This window comes from Pseudomonadota bacterium, assembly GCA_026388275.1.
Classification (GTDB): Bacteria; Desulfobacterota; Syntrophorhabdia; order Syntrophorhabdales; family Syntrophorhabdaceae; genus JAPLKB01.
In genome coordinates this window covers 18,893-37,840 of record JAPLKB010000022.1, presented here as the reverse complement: position 1 = coordinate 37,840, position 18,948 = coordinate 18,893, and the positions used below count along the sequence as shown (strand labels likewise).

The 18,948-nt window shown below is 40.8% G+C and carries 18 protein-coding genes; 10 read left to right on the top strand and 8 right to left on the bottom strand.

Going from position 1 to position 18,948, the window contains the following annotated elements; all coding sequences use genetic code 11:
• Positions 1–51: 51 nt before the first annotated feature.
• Positions 52–2,229, top strand: a complete 2,178-nt coding sequence (locus tag NT010_06480; GenBank protein ID MCX5805700.1) for a Tex family protein — start codon at positions 52–54, stop codon at positions 2,227–2,229.
• Between the two features lie 8 nt (positions 2,230–2,237).
• Here the strand turns inward: NT010_06480 and NT010_06475 are convergent, their stop codons facing one another.
• Complete coding sequence (locus NT010_06475; GenBank protein ID MCX5805699.1) at positions 2,238–2,576, bottom strand: YajD family HNH nuclease; 339 nt, start codon at positions 2,574–2,576, stop codon at positions 2,238–2,240.
• Positions 2,577–2,766: 190 nt separating this feature from the next.
• Here NT010_06475 and NT010_06470 point away from each other — a divergent pair, with 190 nt between their 5' ends.
• Positions 2,767–3,774: a metallophosphoesterase gene (locus NT010_06470; protein MCX5805698.1), complete on the top strand. Its 1,008-nt coding sequence runs from the start codon at positions 2,767–2,769 to the stop codon at positions 3,772–3,774.
• Positions 3,775–3,800: 26 nt separating this feature from the next.
• On the opposite strand, the gene NT010_06465 is transcribed toward NT010_06470, so the two are convergent.
• Positions 3,801–4,997: a hypothetical protein gene (locus NT010_06465; protein ID MCX5805697.1), complete on the bottom strand. Its 1,197-nt coding sequence runs from the start codon at positions 4,995–4,997 to the stop codon at positions 3,801–3,803.
• A 46-nt stretch (positions 4,998–5,043) separates the two neighbouring features.
• Positions 5,044–6,162: an SPFH domain-containing protein gene (locus tag NT010_06460; protein MCX5805696.1), complete on the bottom strand. Its 1,119-nt coding sequence runs from the start codon at positions 6,160–6,162 to the stop codon at positions 5,044–5,046.
• A gap of 569 nt (positions 6,163–6,731) precedes the next feature.
• Between NT010_06460 and NT010_06455 the strand changes: the two genes are divergently transcribed.
• From NT010_06455 to NT010_06445, 3 genes are read left to right on the top strand one after another with little or no spacing between them, the layout of a single operon-like run.
• Positions 6,732–7,037 (top strand): hypothetical protein, encoded by a 306-nt coding sequence (locus NT010_06455; GenBank protein MCX5805695.1) that lies wholly within the window; start codon positions 6,732–6,734, stop codon positions 7,035–7,037.
• Positions 7,038–7,042: 5 nt separating this feature from the next.
• Complete coding sequence (locus NT010_06450) at positions 7,043–8,161, top strand: glutathionylspermidine synthase family protein (GenBank protein MCX5805694.1); 1,119 nt, start codon at positions 7,043–7,045, stop codon at positions 8,159–8,161.
• Between the two features lie 27 nt (positions 8,162–8,188).
• Entirely contained in the window at positions 8,189–8,620 is a 432-nt protein-coding gene (locus tag NT010_06445; protein MCX5805693.1) for a hypothetical protein, read from the top strand.
• Between the two features lie 213 nt (positions 8,621–8,833).
• Here the strand turns inward: NT010_06445 and NT010_06440 are convergent, their stop codons facing one another.
• Complete coding sequence (locus NT010_06440; protein MCX5805692.1) at positions 8,834–9,796, bottom strand: chemotaxis protein; 963 nt, start codon at positions 9,794–9,796, stop codon at positions 8,834–8,836.
• Between the two features lie 304 nt (positions 9,797–10,100).
• On the opposite strand from NT010_06440, the gene NT010_06435 reads away from it, so the two are divergent.
• The 5 genes from NT010_06435 to NT010_06415 all read left to right on the top strand — a co-directional run bounded on the left by NT010_06435 (position 10,101) and on the right by NT010_06415 (position 14,738).
• Positions 10,101–10,409: a hypothetical protein gene (locus NT010_06435; GenBank protein ID MCX5805691.1), complete on the top strand. Its 309-nt coding sequence runs from the start codon at positions 10,101–10,103 to the stop codon at positions 10,407–10,409.
• 119 nt (positions 10,410–10,528) lie between these two features.
• A complete protein-coding gene (locus tag NT010_06430) occupies positions 10,529–12,091 on the top strand; it encodes an AAA family ATPase (GenBank protein MCX5805690.1) in 1,563 nt (520 codons plus the stop codon).
• Positions 12,092–12,455: 364 nt separating this feature from the next.
• Positions 12,456–13,136, top strand: a complete 681-nt coding sequence (locus tag NT010_06425; protein ID MCX5805689.1) for a hypothetical protein — start codon at positions 12,456–12,458, stop codon at positions 13,134–13,136.
• Positions 13,137–13,370: 234 nt separating this feature from the next.
• On the top strand, positions 13,371–13,814 hold the full coding sequence (locus NT010_06420) for a hypothetical protein (GenBank protein ID MCX5805688.1): 444 nt from the start codon (positions 13,371–13,373) through the stop codon (positions 13,812–13,814).
• A 33-nt stretch (positions 13,815–13,847) separates the two neighbouring features.
• On the top strand, positions 13,848–14,738 hold the full coding sequence (locus tag NT010_06415; protein MCX5805687.1) for a nitroreductase family protein: 891 nt from the start codon (positions 13,848–13,850) through the stop codon (positions 14,736–14,738).
• Between the two features lie 4 nt (positions 14,739–14,742).
• On the opposite strand, the gene dtd is transcribed toward NT010_06415, so the two are convergent.
• The 4 genes from dtd to NT010_06395 form a co-directional block, all read right to left on the bottom strand.
• Positions 14,743–15,198, bottom strand: a complete 456-nt coding sequence (gene dtd / locus NT010_06410; GenBank protein ID MCX5805686.1) for a D-aminoacyl-tRNA deacylase — start codon at positions 15,196–15,198, stop codon at positions 14,743–14,745.
• 72 nt (positions 15,199–15,270) lie between these two features.
• Positions 15,271–17,364 (bottom strand): elongation factor G, encoded by a 2,094-nt coding sequence (fusA, locus tag NT010_06405; protein ID MCX5805685.1) that lies wholly within the window; start codon positions 17,362–17,364, stop codon positions 15,271–15,273.
• Positions 17,365–17,440: 76 nt separating this feature from the next.
• Entirely contained in the window at positions 17,441–18,196 is a 756-nt protein-coding gene (gene pstB, locus NT010_06400) for a phosphate ABC transporter ATP-binding protein PstB (GenBank protein ID MCX5805684.1), read from the bottom strand.
• Positions 18,193–18,948 (bottom strand): phosphate ABC transporter ATP-binding protein, encoded by a 756-nt coding sequence (locus tag NT010_06395; GenBank protein MCX5805683.1) that lies wholly within the window; start codon positions 18,946–18,948, stop codon positions 18,193–18,195. Before NT010_06395 ends, pstB begins: the two co-directional genes overlap by 4 nt.

Here is an 18,948-nt window from a genome sequence, read left to right as displayed (position 1 = left end):
TAAAAGAGCCGGTATATTTTGCCGGCTCTTTTTTTATTTATCGAGGTAACAATGAATGAAAAATATGTTGAGCGAATAGCACTTGAACTTCAACTGGCGCCTGTGCAGGTAAAAGCAGTATCTCTTCTTCTTGAAGAAGGAGCAACAATACCGTTTATTGCCCGATACCGGAAAGAAGCCACAAGCTCTCTGGATGAAGTGGCTATCACTTCAATCCGGGATCGTCTCGAACAGATGGCAGAACTGGACAACCGCAGAGAAGCTATTTTTCGTTCTCTTGAAGAGAGAGGGCTCTTGACTGATGAATTGAAAGAAAAACTTAATAAATGCGAAATCATGGCTATTCTCGAAGATATTTATCTCCCCTTCCGTCCGAAACGCAGAACACGTGCCACCATTGCAAGAGAAAAAGGGCTCGAACCTTTAGCACAACGTCTTTTTGCACAGGATGGCATCGATCCTGTAAATAACGACCCTTTTGAAGAGGCAAAAGCCTTCATAGACCCTGAAAAAGAAATACATTCCGCAGATGATGCACTTTCAGGGGCACGTGATATTATGGCAGAGTGGATCAGCGAAAATGCTGAAGCCCGCACCCGGATAAGAACGTTTTTTCTCCAGAAAGCTGTATTCAAGTCAAAAGTTCTACCTGATAAAAAGGAGGAAGGGGTCAAGTACAGGGATTATTACGACTGGGAGGAACCTGTAAATTCCGCTCCCTCTCATAGGATACTCGCCATGAGAAGGGGGGAGAAGGAAGGTTTGCTTACACTTCGAGTTCTTCCCCCTGAGCAGGAAACAGTTGCAATCATTGAAAACCTGCTTATTAAAAGAGATGATCCCGGATCAAATCAGGTAAAACAATCACTTGAAGATAGTTGCAGACGTCTCCTCTTTCCCTCTATAGAAACCGAGGTCCGGGTTGTCACAAAAGACCGTGCAGATGACGAAGCAATCCGGGTCTTTGCAGAAAATCTTCGGCACCTTCTTCTCGCTCCACCACTGGGAAGGAAGAATGTTTTTGCCATAGACCCAGGGTTCCGAACAGGCTGCAAAGTCGTATGCCTCGACCGACAAGGGAAATTGCTTCATACCGACACGATCTTTCCCCATCAATCAGAGAAAGGAGCTAACAAGGCCGGCGAAACAGTGATTGAACTTTGCCGAAAATTCAGTATAGAAGCAATTGCCGTAGGGAACGGAACTGCAGGAAGAGAAACAGATGCTTTTTTGAAAAAACTTGACCTGCCCGGAGGAATTCCTGTGATAATAGTAAACGAAAGCGGCGCCTCCGTTTATTCTGCATCAGAAACAGCACGAGAGGAATTTCCCGATTACGATATCACGGTAAGAGGTGCTGTCTCAATCGGCAGGCGACTAATGGACCCTCTTGCCGAGTTGGTAAAAATAGACCCCAAATCAATCGGGGTCGGACAATATCAACATGACGTAGATCAGCATGCTCTTAAAAAAAGTCTTGATGATGTGGTTATAAGTTGCGTAAATGCCGTTGGGGTTGAGGTCAATACTTCAAGCAAACAGCTCCTTACTTATGTTTCCGGCTTAGGGCCGGGACTCGCAAAGGCCATTATAGGATATCGGAATGAACATGGTCCCTTCGAGTCAAGAGAAGAATTAAAAAAAGTACCGCGACTGGGGCCAAAGGCTTTCGAACAGGCCGCAGGATTCTTAAGGATCAGCAGCGCAAAAAACCCCCTGGATACAAGTGCTGTTCATCCGGAAAGCTACCACATTGTCGAGACAATGGCACGGGACGTTAACTACACTGTCCTGGATCTGATAAAAGACGAAAAGCTCAGAAAAAAAATTGATGTAAAAAATTATCTGACCGACACAGTGGGATTTCCAACACTTAACGATATTCTGGGAGAGCTTGCAAAACCCGGACGAGATCCGCGTGACCAGTTTGAGATGTTTGCCTTCACAGAAGAAGTTGAAAAGATTGAAGATGTAAAACCTGGTATGAAACTCCCCGGGATTGTCACCAATGTCACAGCTTTCGGTGCTTTTGTAGACATAGGTGTGCACCAGGACGGTCTTGTGCACATCAGTCAGCTTTCAAATCGCTTTATTAAAAATCCTAATGATGCAGTAAAGGTTCACCAGAAGGTAACAGTCACTGTTATTGATGTGGACATCGGACGAAAACGCATTTCTCTCTCCATGAAAGATAATCCCTTGCAGATTTCACAAAAGCAAAAAAGTTAAACTCAGTTCTATTTGTTTTCACTGAAATAATCACCAAGCAAGCCTCTGCTGTGTTCATCGTCATGGCAATAAACGCAGAGATTTTCCCAGTTTGAGCCATCCGGAGGATTATTTCTGGAATTACCATCCCTATGATGCACAGTCAGGAGATGCCTGTCCTTATCGCTAAACTCTCTTGCACACTTTGCGCAGATAAGACCGTGAATTCTCAGTGACTGTTCTCTGTAGTCATTTTTGGGCGGGGTAATGCCCTTTCTTATTTCATTCAGGATTTCATCAGCAGTCTTGTTGTTTTCAACCTTTTTGAGCCCTGTTTTTTTACGTACAGTATATCCTTTGTTTCGCATCGTTGCACTCCCTTCCATAATAATATTTCAACGTATAGTATATCACAGCCTGCAAAATAACCAAATATATTGAGTTAGAACCAGATTGTATTTAAATAGTACTTAAAAAACTCCGGAAACGTTTTATGCTTGATAATTATCCGGCCTTTTATAATTCTAATAGAGGTAGCAAATTTGAGGAGGATAGAGTATGGATACCCTATCATCACATTCACCTTCCGGCACAATCGTTTTGGATGAGTTCTCAAAACCTGAACCTTTGTTTCCCGAACAAAGATTAATCAACCGGAGACAAATATGGGCTAACAATCGTTTTCGAATGGAAATGGATAATTTAAAAACCAGACGATACGGAAACAGGGGACGCCATCACTGGTATCAGTTGCTTTTCATGATGAAAACTCTCGGATTCGTATTGCATCTTATAAACCTGTATCAAAAAGGGGTGCATAACGCAGAAAGTATTTTATTAAGAGAGATGCCTCTATACTTTTCCAATTTACCGCAAGCATTTGAGGGATTTACAATTCTCCATCTCTCTGACCTACACCTTGACAGCATGGAAGGGATTGAAGATAATATTTTGCGTATTCTGGAAAATAGAACTGTAGATTTATGTTTGCTAACAGGAGATTACCGCACAAAACTACACGGACTCCACAAGCATATTATCAATAGCCTTGAATATCTGGTTGGGCATATCAATAGCAAACATGGATTCGTTGGAGTTCTCGGTAATCATGATGGATGTCACATGCTCAATCCCATGGAACAAATCGGCATTACCATGCTGGTCAATTCATCCTGTTTTATTCATCAGGGTAATGAAAAAATCAGAATAATCGGCACAGACGACGTACACTATTACTATACTGATCAGGCATTGCATGCACTGGAATATGCCGATAACGAGTTTTCCATCGCCCTGGTCCATTCACCTGAGCTCTATGATGTTGCCGCTGAAATGGGAGTTTGTTTGTACCTCTGCGGCCATACCCATGCAGGTCAGATATGCTTGCCAGGTGGAAAGCCGCTTATAACTCACTTGAATCGGGGTCGGAAATATTTCCAGGGATATTGGAAATATCTTGAAATGCAAGGCATAACTAATGCCGGGGTTGGAGCTTCAGGTATTCCTGTCCGATTCAATACCCGTGGTGAAGTACTGATTTATGATTTACATAAACAGGTCTCATGATGGGCGTGTTAAGCTCACAGAATAGTTTAGAGGTTCCGGCCATACTTTAGAGCATTTTTTGGTATGATAAGTCTAGCCTGCGGACAGAAAAGATCATCCCTATCATTAGTAAAAGGCAAATATACAAGTAGGGTCTCTGTCGATTTTATCTCGACATCCTTCAACGAGGGAAAGATCTTCTTCTTTGCTATCGCGATATCGGCAAGAATAATTTTCAGGCATTCCTCCGCTTCAGTAAGGGGAAGCGTAACAGGATGCACAGATTCCTTTGGTAGATAGCCGGTTAAGTCCTCCTGCAGTTGGGCAATAGTAACAAATCGTCCGATTCTAAGCAGCAGATCTGGGTGCACCTTAAAGGCAGGCACCCAGAAGAAGAGATCAGCATCATACCATTCTTTCTGTATCACCTTCGGCAGATTGGCCAATCTTATTAGATCTGCATACGAATTTAGCTCAAGACCTTTTACTTGAGCTTTGATGCGCCAGAAGGGCAAGTATGATATCCCCTCGCCTTTTCCTGGAATAACAGCAAAATCTGTGCGCTTAAGTCCTGAGCCTGATATATGCCAGACGGAGCTGCAATTACCGCAACCCAATATAATACTGTCTCTTTCGCCTTCGAGGCTCCATCCACAGTTCGGGCATAAAGCAGAGATGAACTGCATTTCACTATAAATGGCCTCATCGCAAGCAGAGAATGCCTTCATATCGTTCAGGCTTAAAGCAGCAAGAGGTTGTGCAAGAATACCGTCAAAAACAGTGCTCTTCTCTATAAATACCGGCATGTAGATCATGCTTAAAATCTCACCGATACAGGCCTTGTGGAATACGGTGGGTTGCGCATATACTGTATTCAAAGGTCTGCTCCGGTCTTCCGTTCTTTGCATTATACTATCTGACAATACGTCGCAGGCCAGAAATTTACCTTTTATATCCGGGGTCACAAATTTAAGTTCCATGGCCTGCGGGCGTAAGCCCAATGAAGCAGCCAGAGGCAGCTTCTTGAAAGCAAGGGCAGTTGTATCAATAATCACCTTTTTTATTTCATTTCCTTCGCATGAAAAAAACATTCCTTTAAAACGCCAGTAAGGGACAAAATACGGTTCATCAGAGAATTTTTCATTTATTGGTAGGCAGTATCGCGCATAGTCACCCGGTGAAAAAAAGAGCCTTACTCTGCAAAAGGGGCAGGAAAGAATACGGTCTGTTTCATTAAGCGTCACAGGGGCGCTACATTGAGGACACTGGCACCGGATACTCCAGTTTTTGTTAAGAGAGTTTTCCACCGCACTGATTACAGAATATTGATTTCGGGAGATTGTCGGTTGCGCAATGAGAACATTTCACAGGTTGTGGTTTTTCTGAAGCAGGGGTTCCACATATCGGACAAAACCTGGCATTGGGAGGAAGGTTCTTTCCGCATTTACTGCATTGATTAAAAATAAGGATCTGGTGGCCGCAATGGTGACAAAATTTTGCGTCCTCTGGAATGGTCTGTTTACAATCCGGGCAATGCAGAGTGTATTGATCGGCACCCTGATTTCCCTTAAAGGTATTTGCAAACATGGCGGGCATCATTAGGCCAAATCCCATCCCCATAACTGAAGCAGCTTCGCCTTGTGTCTCCGAGGATTTTTCAAGTGCCATGGCAGCTTTCATTTGAAGCAGACGATTCAAATCGTCAAAAATACCAAGCTTGCTTTTATCATCAATTGCTTTCTGCACTTCCTGCGGCGGGGTAATAGAGTTTATGTAAAGTCCTGAAAGCCCAAGTCCAAAATGGTCAAAATCATTCTTAAGTTCTTTGATAAGCCCCTGGGCTATGACTTCGTATTTTCCGGGAAGATTGAAGACTGTATCAAGGTGTTCACCAAGATAATCATTGAAACGCGATACAATAACGCTGCCCAGATATTCTTCGATTTCTTCCATTGTATATATCCCTTGTGTGCCCGTAAGTGTGTTTATGAAAAGCACGGGCTGGAGTACTCTGATCTTAAAAACTCCGAAGGCACGCAGACGGATAAGACCAAGTTCGCTGTCCCTGAATGCTACCGGATCTCTTGTCCCCCATTTCAAATTAGGGAATTCCTTCATATTTACAAAATAAACCTCAGCTCGAAGCGGGCTTCTCATCCCCCAGGGAATACTTAGTATTTTTATAATGATCGGTATATTGGCCGTTGAAAGCATATGTCTACCTGCACCGAATGCATCAAGCGCTCTTCCCTGATAAAAGAAGACCGCTGCCTGGCTTTCTCTTACTGTAAGCTGGGCACCGTATTTGATCTCTCCGGAACCCTTTTCAGGCACTCTGTGCACGATCTCTTTACCTGTATCATCAAACCATTCAAGAACTTCCAGAAATATGGTATTGTCGGTTTCCATGTATACCCCCATTGCAGTGTCGAAATGCAGAATATTTATTCATTTATATCATGGTTTAATTATTCCGGCAACGTTCTTTTGCCGGATAAAGAAATATTCAGTCGCTCAGTCAAGTTTTATAAAGAAGACACTTCAATCACTATTTGATGCTACAACAAGATTACCTCTGCTATACAAGGGATGGCAACCGCCTCAGAAGAGATAAACCAGGACATCGAATTATAGTCGTGGTATCGAAACAGACGTCAACAAGCGCGAATGCAACAACACAGGTAGCTGCATCATTATTAACACTGTCAGGCTATTTACAGGAAATTGTGGGTGAGTTCAAGCTTTAGCAGTACAGATTTTACAGGCCAATCTGGCGATTGGTGATTTGAGCAATTAAATAATCATTTCCAAAGCCCCGGCCTTCAATGATGTTGGCAGTCTTATAATAAAGCCCCCGATTCCTCATTGGTTAGAAATATTTTGTAAAAAATGTTTCGAAGCAATGGGGTTTATATTATATAATTGACCAATATGATGATAAAAATGATAGCTTTATCGCATCAAAGAGTTCTTAAGCCATGAAAAAGTCAAAGGCCATTACATTAGTTTTACTTACCAGTACCATTTTTTTAGGGTGCGAAAGGGATATTCGAAACCAATATGCAAGCTGGGATGACTGCGTGCAGGATTTCAATGACCCTAAAAAATGTCAGGAAGAGAAGGAAAAAACACCAACCGGCTACAGAAGCCATTACTATGGACCCTGGTACCGGCCTTCACAAATGAACGATCCAACACGCAATCCTTCCCTGGGGACCAGAAAAGCAATGGGCATTACAAGGGCAGGTTGGGGAAGCACAGCAATGAGATCTATTTCCTCGTAGACTTTATGAAAAGAATAACAGGCGAGAAGATCAGACATAACTGGCAGGAAAAGGTGCAGAACGTTGGTTTTTATTTTTACGAAATTGACGGTTTGCCCTATTGGGATGAATCTGTTCACTACGAATTAGAGTCGGACCAGATTGACCACATCGAGTCTGTTACCAATGAGCTTTACGAAATGTGTCTTAAGCTTGTTGATTATGTGTTATGGAATAACCTTAATGAAAAATTGGACATTCCGGAAAAATATTTCCAATATGCTAAAAAATCATGGCGGGACAGAGAGCCTTCCATTTACGGTCGGTTCGATTTCTGGTATGACGGGAAATCGGATCCAAAACTTCTTGAGTTTAACGCAGACACACCAACAGCACTCTTTGAGGCAAGTGTTGTTCAGTATTACTGGCTGCAGGAATTATATCCCAAAAAGGACCAATTTAACTCTATCCATGAAAAACTCCTTGATATTATGGAAGGGGAAATAAAAAGATTTGTCGGTTTTGAAACGTTCTATGCCTCTTCTGTAAAAAGAAACCTGGAAGATTATACAACAACTGAATACATCAGAGATACGGCGATACAAGCCGGCATAAAAACTGAGCAAGTCTATATTGATGATATTGGGTATGATTCTGAAAATTTCAGATTTGTAGATCTTAATAATAATCCGATACGTTTTCTTTTTAAGCTATACCCTTGGGAATGGATCATCAAAGAGGATTTCTCGCAATATCTTGCCACAACAAATATAACTCTCTTAGAGCCAGCCTGGAAAATGATACTAAGTAATAAAGCTATTCTGCCTATTCTCTGGGAGATGTATCCCGGACACAAAAATCTCCTACCGGCATATTTCGAACCACAAAACTCATCAGTTGTTTATGTGGAAAAACCGTTTTTTTCGCGTGAGGGGGAAGATATCCATGTAAGAGATCATTTCTCCCGCGGCAAACCACAGGTTATATACCAGGCATATCAGGAACTGCCCGACTATTCAGGGAATTACCCTGTAGTTGGATCATGGATTGTAGGAAACGAATCTGCCGGTATAGGGATCCGCGAGGATAAAACACCGATAACAAATAATTTGAGCAGATTCGTGCCTCATTTGTTTAATCCTTAAGAACATAAAAAAAAGAGGTGAAGAAAAATGACACAGTGCACCAGGGAATATGAGTTCAACGAGGAAGAAAACGGGCTTTTTTTGCGATTGTCAAAGGAGCTTTTCCGATGCGGGATTTCATTACTTACTGCCGGTGTTATTCTTATTTTTTACATTGTTTTTTCCTTTTTTGATCCCAAACCTCTTCTGGCAATAAGCGATAACAGGCATCTTTTGCTTTCATTTGTTGATTACGGGTTATGGGTTTTTATCTCATTCCTTGTGATCTATGTAAGTACAACAGTAATACGCCTGAGCATACCAATTAAAATGATAGCCACAACATCGGGGCTTGACATATCACACCTGATGGATTTCATGGAAAAGCTTGCCGGCATATCGAAAATATCCTTTGTAAGTTTAATGATAATTTGCGTCTTTCTGATAGCAAGTTTTGTCATGTTGATTCTTGTATTTTAATGATTTCTAAGGGTTATAACCATTGAGAAGAAAGGTGCACAATCGCATTGCGAAAAAAACTCAATATTGCATCATATCTCATATGGCCTACGCTAACCGCCTTTCTTGAAGGGATTGAAGAATATCTTGAAACTGCATGCAATATTATAGGAGTTCACGATAATGGAAAATGTGATTATCTGGGGCAAAATTTATCTTAAAAAGATAAACCTTCTACGCCGCTGCCCTTCTTTCATTGACCAGCTTTTTTATATGTCCCATCAGAGTGAGGTCCGGTTTGGAAAATTGGCCGTCAGCCCCTACAGACTCTCCTTTATGAATAAGTTTATCAGTTATCAGTGAAGAAAAAAGCACAACCGGTATTGATTTCAGATCAGGATCTTCTTTAATCTTTTTGCATAAATGATACCCGTCCATACCGGGCATCTCAATATCAGTCAGCACTACTTCAATAAAGTCCGTAAGGCTGCAATCCTTTTCACGTGAGAGTTTTTTTATATCTGCGAGGAATGCCCATGCTTTATCTCCGTTTATCGCAGATTGAACAGTAAACTGTCCGACCTCTTCCAGACGCTTTTTAACAGTAGTGCGAATAACGCTGGAATCATCTGCATGCAAAATCTTTATCGGCTGATCCGGAGCATCAAGGAGCACTTCATCTGCTTCTGAGGATGATTCTTTTATGGCCAATTCAGGATTCAAATCAGCAATCGTCTTTTCAAGATCAAGAAGGAAAACTATTCTGTCTTCCAGATGGATTACCCCGGTAATTGAATCGCTCAATCCCTCAAGATAAGAGTCTAATGGTTTTATGTCAGCCCAGGTTAAACGATGAATTCTGGTCACACCTGAAACAAGAAAAGCCGTAACAATATTGTTGAATTCTGTAATCAGTACATTAGCCGGTCTGTTTTCTGTTCTTTTTCTGCCAAGCCACATAGCAAGGTCAATAAGAATAACAATTTTATCCCGGTGGTTAAACATGCCCACAGCACAGGTGCTTGAAAGATTCGGCGGCTTTATAATATTTTTAGGTATTGGTATGATTTCAAGCACTTTTGCTACATTAACCCCGTAAAAACCACGGTAATCATTTTCTTCGTCGATAAATAGTTCCAGTACTTCTACTTCATTTGTACCAGATTCAAGCAGAATGTTTGACATGTTTGTTCCCATATTACCCCCTGGGTTTTCATTTAATTTAATTATCGCCACTATGTTGTTGAAACTTAAACAAATGGAAGAATACTCACACATAATTTAGTCTCAGTTGCCAATAAAAGTATCCACAGGTTTTCTACATGCTTCACCCTGTAATATTTTTTTTGGAAGCATTTAATCCGACCAACAGAAAGGGTTGCATGGATATAAAATATTTTCAGCAATAAAGATTGCCTATAGTCACCCTGATATTTGACTTTTCATAGCTTTGTCAAATATACTGATTGGGGTTACTTACAATTCATAATAAGGAGGTTTTATGGGATTATATAGAAAAGTATATGACTTTGCGGCAAAAGCAGGATCCTTGGAAGGTTATGTCTACGCAAGAAATAAGGACGATATCGGACCTTTAACTCCATGGGTAGATCATGCAATAAGAGATTATAATGACATACCGCCTGAAGTAAGACAGGAATTTCAGGATCTGTGCGATGGTACGGTCGGCCGTGCAATACAATCACTTTTACCTCATTTAGGCGAGGATCATGAGATCATTAAAAAGTTAAAAGTTCTTGTGATTGGGAATATGCCTTCATCTCCTGATGATTTTACACGGAAGAAATAATAAAATATATCTTTAAAAAGCCATAAACATGTGGTGCATCACACTGGCATACAGGTTTTACAGGCACATCAAGCAAGGGGTTAACCTGCACTCATACTGCTATAACTCCGGAATAGGAAATGAAAAAACAGCCCATAGACATTAACCCCGAGTTTCGCAAAGCCCTTGATATCATGGAAAATTCAAGCTGCCATGTGTTCATCACAGGTAAAGCTGGCACAGGAAAATCAACACTTCTTGACTATTTCCGGCAAACCACCAATAAAGAAATAGCTGTTCTTGCTCCAACCGGCGTTGCGGCATTAAATATCCAGGGTCAGACCATCCACTCATTCTTCGGTTTCAAACCGGGCATAACACCCGAAAAGATAAAAAAACTAGCAGGGCAGGCGGCAGGTATTTACAAAGCATTTGATACAATTATCATTGACGAGGTCTCAATGGTCCGGGCGGATATCCTCGATTGCATAGAGAAATTTCTGCGCCTAAACGGACCGTACCGGAAGCAATGGTTCGGCGGCATTCAGATGGTCTTTATCGGCGATCTTTATCAGCTTCCGCCTGTTGTAACTACGGCCGAAAAGGAAATCTTCACTCATCGTTACGAGACACCCTACTTCTTTTCAGCACAGGTATTCAAGGAACAAACTTTTGACATGGAGTTTATCGAACTGGAAAAGGTTTACCGTCAGACTGAAGCCGATTTTATTGCGCTCCTTAATTCCATACGCAACAGATCCTGCACAGATGAGGATATGGAAAGATTAAACCAAAATCATCACCCCGATTTTGTACCGCCAGATTACGGATTCTATATCACGCTTACAAGCACCAATGAACTTGCAACAGTAAGAAATCTGGAAAAACTTGACGCACTTCCAGGATTTGCGGTGCACTATGATGGCGTTCTCAACGGAGCATTCGACCGCTCTTCGCTTCCTGCTGAAGAAACCTTGAAACTGAAGCAGGGGGCACAGGTTATGCTCGTTAATAATGATAAATATGGCCGTTGGGTAAACGGGAGCCTGGGTATGGTTTCAGGCATGGGAAAAGATGACAATGAAAATGATTGTGTTCTAGTGAAACTACAGAACGGTGAAACTGTTGAAGTAACACCACACACATGGGAACTCTTCGAATATCAGTATGATAGAGCAACAAAACGGATTTTAACCAGAAAAACAGCTGCATTTACCCAGTACCCCATCCGTCTTGCCTGGGCCGTTACAATCCACAAGAGCCAGGGAAAGACCTTTGACAAGGTCGTTATAGACATCGGCCGAGGCACATTTGCACACGGTCAGGTCTATGTGGCATTGAGCCGCTGTACAAGCTTTGCCGGAATTATCCTAACAAAAAAGATTACAAAATCCCATATCCGCATGGATTGGCGTGTAGTTCAGTTCCTCACACGGTTCCAATACAGAAAGGCTGATGAGAAGGTAAACTACAAAGAGAGGCACAGGATAATTGATGACGCAATAAAACGGGGAATAAACCTCGAAATTCTTTATCTGAAACCTGATGACACAAAGTCGCTTCGTACAATACGCCCCATTTCAATTGAGGACATGGAATACAGGGGGAAGATGTTTGAGGGTCTCAGGGCCTATTGCTGTCTCCGCAGAAATGAACGTACTTTCAGGATTGACCGCATTCTGGAGATAACTATTTGTATTTAGCAGCAATTTACCTTTAATATTTTTTACACGGGGAGTTTTGTAAGGGTTGGGTAAGCTTTTTCATTTTTTATGCTTCATGGTTCCCGGAAGCAAGGATTACGTGTTGAATTTTATAATTTGTATTTTTATGCAAAATTATTATGATCCTGATAAGTGAAAGAAATGAAAATGTTCTTTTCTGCTTTTAAATTTGTCGCACTTATCCTACATGCATTGTCAAAGATATCCTACAGACAATATAATTTATTTGTTATACATTGTTAAAACATTCTGATATGACTATGTTTCCTATGAAGGTAGGAGTGGAAAGTCAAAGGAATATGATTTGAGTATGTTTTTATCAGGTTTAAAAGGAGAATCTCAGATGAAAAAATGCATTATACTGACATTGGCAATTCTATTTATTGTCGCTTTTGCTGTTAATCATGCGAAAGCTTCTTACACTTATTACTTGAGCACAGTGATTCCTGGATCTTATACGCCAAAAAGTGCTCTTGATCTTAGCCATCCATGGCTCACGGTTGATTTCACAACAGTATCAATCGGCAAGGTACAATTGGCATTAACCTCTAATCTCAGTAATGCTTTAGAGTTCATCTCTGAAGTAGCCCTCAACGTCAGCAACGTCAACCCGAAAATTGAACCGAGCGATCTGACCTTTACGTATCTTTCCGGTCCAATGGCTACCAGCATTCTTAAAACAAGTCAAGATAAGCAAAAATTGAACGGTGGCGGAAATTTGACGAAAGGTTTCGATATCCTGCTTACATTTCAGACTGGTAATGGGGTGAACCGTTTTGATGGCACCGACATTACAAAATACAACATAACTAAAACCGGCCTCGTTGCAGAAGACTTCAACTTTCAAAACACTGGTGGTGCTAATGCAACTATAGGAAATAAGATACAAGGTATAAATTCGTGTGAGATTAAAGACACACTCTACACACCTGTTAACACACCCGTTCCCATCTCCGGCGCTGCGTGGCTGCTTGGTCCCGGACTTCTTAGTCTCGTAGGATTCAGAAAAAAATACTTGGGATAATAAAATAATCCATGGATCAATTAAAGGCAGAGCTTATAATGCTCTGCCTTTTTTTATTTTGTGATACAATGATTATCGTATCAACTCCGCAGACAACCCACCCTACGGGTTGGTGCGCTGGCAGGAAGCAAAACATCTTTATATTTACATCCATTGAAATAGTAAGAAAACTCCAGTAATTTCTTCCTTGACATTATCCAATCGAAAGTATATTTTCATTTTTCAGGATTAGTGATGAAAAAAATATCCTTTATTTCTCTTTTACTTATCATACTTCCTTATACCGGATTCACTCAGAGCACAGGCAATAATCAAACAGTATATACACTTTCGCCTCTCGTAAGCATATCACCAAAAATATACGTCCTAAACGGGTCTGATCTGAAGAAATATCAGTTACCTAAAAATTATATGCTTGTAAAATATCCCTCAAAAAATACAGTAACTTTATGGGAATTTCCGAATGAATTTTCTTCAGGTCAGGTAGAAAATTTGCCGGCTTCTTTACCGGCTGAGCAATTAACAAAAAATGTTCAGGAAAAACAAAAATCTGCAGATACGCAAAAAATACCTGCATTACCCGAGCAAAAGCAAAGCATATTGGGATTATTAGGTCCTGGAGCGGGCAAAGAAGTCCCAATCTTTGATCTGCGTCAACCCTTGCCGGGCACAAAATAAGCAACAAGATTGCAATCTGATTGCTGGTAAACTATGGAAGACAACATCACCTTTAACACAGACATCTGCAAAAAATGTGGTTTATGCGCCGAGGTTTGCCCCAATAAGATAATATTAAAGGATAATAACCGTGGAATAATGACATTACGGCCAGATAGGGGCCATCTTTGTTTTCAATGCGGACAATGCATGTCAATTTGCCCTGTAAAATCGATAAACATAAAGGGACTATCATATAAAAAAGACTTTTTTGATTTACCTGAAGAAGATTCATACGAAAATACGTTTTTTAACATGCTCTATACACGCAGGGCAATCCGTAATTTTCAAGATAAACCAGTGCCTAAAGATTTACTGGAAAAAATAATTCAAGCAATATCCTTTGCTCCTCCAAGTTTCCCGCCATTAAAAACCAGGATCATAGTCGTACAGGATTCAAATCTAATTATGAAGGCATTGCCGCATATGGTGGAGTTTTACGACTATTTTGTGAAAGCAATGGGCAATCCTGTAATGAGGTTCTTCATTAAAAAAGAGGTTGGAAAACAAAAATTTAAAACAATGAAAAACCATTTATTACCTTTATTGAAAGCAAAATTGCCTGAGATGAAGTCGGGAACTGAAGACGCAATTACACGACATGCCCCGGCAATGATATTATTTCTTGCTGACAGTAATGATGAGGATATCATGGCTGATATCTATATCGCTGCCACATATGGTTTCCTGGCTGCCCATTCTCTGGGTTTGGGCGGATCTGTAATGGATATCATTCCACCGGCAATCGAAAGAAAAGCTGAGTTAAGAAAGTTATTTTCGATACCGGATAATTGTAATGTAGTCGCCTCAATAATAGTAGGTTATCCGAAATATAAATATCAAAGAGGCATAAAAAGGGGACTGAAAAACGTAGAATGGCTCTGATTGATTAGCGCTTGCTGTTGTTTTTATTGTCTATTATTAATGTTACAGGACCTTCGTTTATCAATGACACATCCATGGAAGCCTGAAAAATACCACTCTCAACTTTTCTTACCTGCTCTCTTGCCTTCGCAACGAACAATTCAAAAAGACTTTTCGCCTCTTTTGCTTCCATAGCATCGGTAAATGAAGGCCTTCTCCCTTTAGAACAATCCCCGTAAAGTGTAAACTGTGAAACTACAAGAAGTTCGCCGTTGATATCGATGAGGGATTCATTAAGCTTCCCATCCTCATTTTCAAATATCCGCAGGTTTACAATTTTATCAAGCATCCATTGTATGTCAAGGGCACTATCGCCTTTGCCAATACCAAGGAGCACAAGAGCCCCCCTTCCTATCTGACCGACAATCCTGCCCTCAACCTCTACGGATGCCTTTTTTACACGTTGTACAACGGCTCTCATAAAATTTATTTTTAGTTTTTTTGGATTGCTGATTCTAAAGCAAAAATCAACAATCCAAAATTAAAAATTGTACTATTTTTCCTGTTCTTTGTCCTTTTTGGCCTGTTCGATAACCTTTGGAGCCAAGTGTGCAGGAAGCTCTTCATAATGAGAAAATTCTATGGTAAATACACCTCTGCCGCCGGTCATTGACTTGAGGTCCGGAGCATATTTTAGAATCTCTGCCATGGGCACAGTTGCTTTTACTACCTGGTTTTTACCCTTTGATTCAACACCGATGATCTTACCTCTTCTTGAATTCAAATCACCCATAACATCACCCATGTATTCGTCAGGTACTGTAACCTCTATCTTTGAGATCGGTTCAAGGAGTGTCGGCTGACACATCTCCAGACCTTTCTTGAATCCCATGGATCCGGCAATTTTAAAAGCCATTTCAGAGGAGTCCACATCATGGTACGATCCGTCATAGAGTATAACTTTAAAATCAATTACAGGATACCCGGCAAGTATACCCTGGTTCATAGCCTCAACTATACCCTTTTCAACGGCAGGTATATATTGTCTTGGGATTGCCCCTCCTACTATCTTATCTACAAATTCAAACCCTGCATTCCGCGGGAGAGGTGCGAGTTCAAGCCACGTATCACCATATTGTCCCTTACCGCCTGACTGTTTTTTGTATTTACCCTGTACTTTTGTAGTTCCTTTTATGGTTTCCTTATATGGTACTTTCGGCTCTTTCAGCTCAACATCAACACCAAATTTTCTCTTCATCCTTTCAACAATTACTTCTATGTGGACCTGTCCCATGCCGGACAAAATGAATTCCTTTGTCTGCTCGTCCCTCGTGTATTTGACTGTCTGGTCTTCTTCCATTAGCCTGGCAAGTGAAGTATTAAGCTTGTCTTCATCTCCTTTGGATTTTGGCTGCAAAGAGAAAGATATGAGCGGCGGGGTGCTTACAACCCCTTCATACTTGATCGGCGCTTTTTCGTCACAGAGAGTGTCCCCGGTGGCAACTGTTTTCAGTTTCGCTACAATTCCGATATCACCTGCAGATGCTGAGCCGGCAGGTTTCTGTTTCTTGCCAACGAGATAGAATATCTGTCCGATTCGCTCCTTCTCCTCATTTGTAGCATTGATAACAGTCATATCAGGGTGGATCTCCCCGGAATATACCCTGAAGAGAGTTAATTTTCCTGCAAAGGGATCGGTAATGGTCTTAAATACAAAAGCGCTGAAATTTTTATCTGAAGAAAATTCCCTTTTTATTACATTTCCTGTCTTAGGGTCTATCCCTTCCGCTTCTTTTTTATATGCAGGGGAAGGAAAATATTTCACTATAGTGTCAAGCAATATATTGGCACCTATATTTTTCACTGCAGAACCACACATCACAGGGACAATCTTTCTACTTAATATACCTTCTCTCAAGCATTTTTCAATCTCTTCATTGTTTATATCATCACCGTTGAGATATCGTTCCATGACCTCATCATCTATCTCAACTGAAGTCTCGATAAGCTTTTCTCTGTACTTATTCGCTTCATCAACCAATTCCGGTGGGATTGCTGCAACATCATATTCTCCGGAGGTATCCCCTTTATAAACAAATGCCTTCATGGTAAGGAGGTCTATAATACCTTTGAAATTTTCCTCTTTGCCAATGGGTAGTTGGATGGCAAGAATTGATTTATCTGAAAAATTTTTCCGAATATCCTCAATGGTGCGTTCAAAATCAGCCCTCTCACGATCCATTTTATTTACAAATAAACAAACCGGGATGGAAAATTCGTTGGCATACTGCCATACCTTTTCTGTCTGTACCTGAACTCCTGACACAGCGCTTACTACAATCACAGCTCCGTCAACAACCCGCATGCATGATTTGGCATCAGCTACAAAATTGTCATCACCTGGAGTATCGATAAAATTTATTTTGTGCTTATCCCATTCAAAACAGGCAAGAGAAGACGATATGGTTATTTTTCTTTCAACCTCTTCGGGCTCATAGTCCATTAAGGATGTACCATCATCAACCTTTCCAAGTCTGGTGTTTTCTCCCGAAAGAAAAAGCATGGCCTCAACAATTGATGTTTTACCTTCCCCCCCATGCGAAAAAATTCCAACATTTCTAATAGAATCAGGCTCATACTTTTTCATTTAGACTCCTTTTATGAGAATAAAAATAGAATAAAATTTAGTGAATTTTACATGGCTTTTTCTTAAAAATCAAGAGTTAACCGAATCTGCCGGTTATATATCCTTCAGTCCTTCCATCATTAGGAGATGTAAATATCTGAGATGTCTTTCCAAATTCCACGAGATCACCGAGAAGCATAAAACCAGTGTAATCGGAAACTCTTGCCGCCTGCTGCATATTGTGGGTAACAATAAGGATCGTATAGCCTTTTTTAAGTTCCAACATAAGCTCTTCTATTCTCAAAGTTGCGATAGGGTCAAGAGCCGAGCAGGGTTCATCAAGGAGAATAATTTTAGGTTCAACAGTAAGAAGTCTTGCCACACAAAGCCTCTGTTTCATCTCTTCAGAAAGGCTGAGCGCAGGCATATGCAATTTATCTTTCAAATCATCCCATAACCCGACAGCCATTAGGCATCGCTCCACAATTTCGTGATCTTTTCTTCTGTTGGTCAGGCCATGTATCTTTAAGCCGTATACCATATTCTCATAGACTGTAAAAGGAAACGGATTGGGTCTTTGAAAGACCATTCCCACCTTTTTCCGCAGTTCAATTATGTCTATCTCCTCTATATGCTGCTGATTTACAAAAATATCGCCTGTGATTTTTACATCATCAATAAGGTCATTCATCCTGTTGAAACAACGCAGCAACGTTGATTTGCCGCAGCCCGAAGGCCCTATGAGAGCTGTAATTGATTTTTTATAAACGTTAAAGTCCACATTCTTCAACGCATAGAAATCACCGTAATACATATTAAGTTTTTCTGTTGAAAGGGCAATGTTATTCATCATCCGAACTTCCCTGAGATGTAGTCTTCAGTCTTTTTTTCTGACGGGTAGGTAAACACCCTTTCAGTCGGCCCGTACTCAACAAGATCTCCAAGATAGAAAAAGGCCGAATAGTCTGTAATGCGTGCAATTTGTTTGGTATTGTTAGAAACAAGTATAATGGTATATTCTTTCTTGAGTTCGCTCAAAGCATCTTCTATTTTTGCGGTAGATATAGGGTCCAGTCCTGAGCACGGCTCATCAAGTAATATTATCTCAGGCATCAACGCAAGGGTCCGCGCAAGACAAAGCCTTTGCTGCTGTCCGCCGGACAACTTTAATGCCGATATCTGAAGCCTGTCTTTCATTTCATCCCATAAAAATGCCTTTTTAAGGCTTTCTTTTACAATTGCGTAAATCTCTTCCTTGTCTTTTATACCCTTCAGTCTCGGACCATAGGCAATATTTTCATAAACTGAACGGGGCAATGGTATGGGAACAGCAAATACAGTCCCGATCTGCCTTCTCAATTCCACAGAATTTATATTACCATTGATAATGTCAATACCATTAATAATGACTTTGCCCTCGATACTGACATTGTCTTCAAACTCTATCATCCTGTTCAGAATTGATATTAATGTAGATTTACCGCTTCCGGCAGGCCCCATAAACCCTGTAACCATATGCCTGTGCACATCAACATCAATATCTTTCAAAACCTTATTTTTCCCGAAAGATACACTTAATTTTTCTACCTTTATTTTAATATCCAT

Coding starts and splice junctions, on each gene's coding strand:
- NT010_06480 (MCX5805700.1), top strand. CDS start 52: ATGAATGAAAAATATGTTGAGCGAATAGCACTTGAACTTCAACTGGCG.
- NT010_06475 (MCX5805699.1), bottom strand. CDS start 2,576: ATGCGAAACAAAGGATATACTGTACGTAAAAAAACAGGGCTCAAAAAG.
- NT010_06470 (MCX5805698.1), top strand. CDS start 2,767: ATGGATACCCTATCATCACATTCACCTTCCGGCACAATCGTTTTGGAT.
- NT010_06460 (MCX5805696.1), bottom strand. CDS start 6,162: ATGGAAACCGACAATACCATATTTCTGGAAGTTCTTGAATGGTTTGAT.
- NT010_06455 (MCX5805695.1), top strand. CDS start 6,732: ATGAAAAAGTCAAAGGCCATTACATTAGTTTTACTTACCAGTACCATT.
- NT010_06450 (MCX5805694.1), top strand. CDS start 7,043: ATGAAAAGAATAACAGGCGAGAAGATCAGACATAACTGGCAGGAAAAG.
- NT010_06445 (MCX5805693.1), top strand. CDS start 8,189: ATGACACAGTGCACCAGGGAATATGAGTTCAACGAGGAAGAAAACGGG.
- NT010_06440 (MCX5805692.1), bottom strand. CDS start 9,796: ATGGGAACAAACATGTCAAACATTCTGCTTGAATCTGGTACAAATGAA.
- NT010_06435 (MCX5805691.1), top strand. CDS start 10,101: ATGGGATTATATAGAAAAGTATATGACTTTGCGGCAAAAGCAGGATCC.
- NT010_06430 (MCX5805690.1), top strand. CDS start 10,529: ATGAAAAAACAGCCCATAGACATTAACCCCGAGTTTCGCAAAGCCCTT.
- NT010_06425 (MCX5805689.1), top strand. CDS start 12,456: ATGAAAAAATGCATTATACTGACATTGGCAATTCTATTTATTGTCGCT.
- NT010_06420 (MCX5805688.1), top strand. CDS start 13,371: ATGAAAAAAATATCCTTTATTTCTCTTTTACTTATCATACTTCCTTAT.
- NT010_06415 (MCX5805687.1), top strand. CDS start 13,848: ATGGAAGACAACATCACCTTTAACACAGACATCTGCAAAAAATGTGGT.
- dtd (MCX5805686.1), bottom strand. CDS start 15,198: ATGAGAGCCGTTGTACAACGTGTAAAAAAGGCATCCGTAGAGGTTGAG.
- fusA (MCX5805685.1), bottom strand. CDS start 17,364: ATGAAAAAGTATGAGCCTGATTCTATTAGAAATGTTGGAATTTTTTCG.
- pstB (MCX5805684.1), bottom strand. CDS start 18,196: ATGATGAATAACATTGCCCTTTCAACAGAAAAACTTAATATGTATTAC.
- NT010_06395 (MCX5805683.1), bottom strand. CDS start 18,948: ATGGATATTAAAATAAAGGTAGAAAAATTAAGTGTATCTTTCGGGAAA.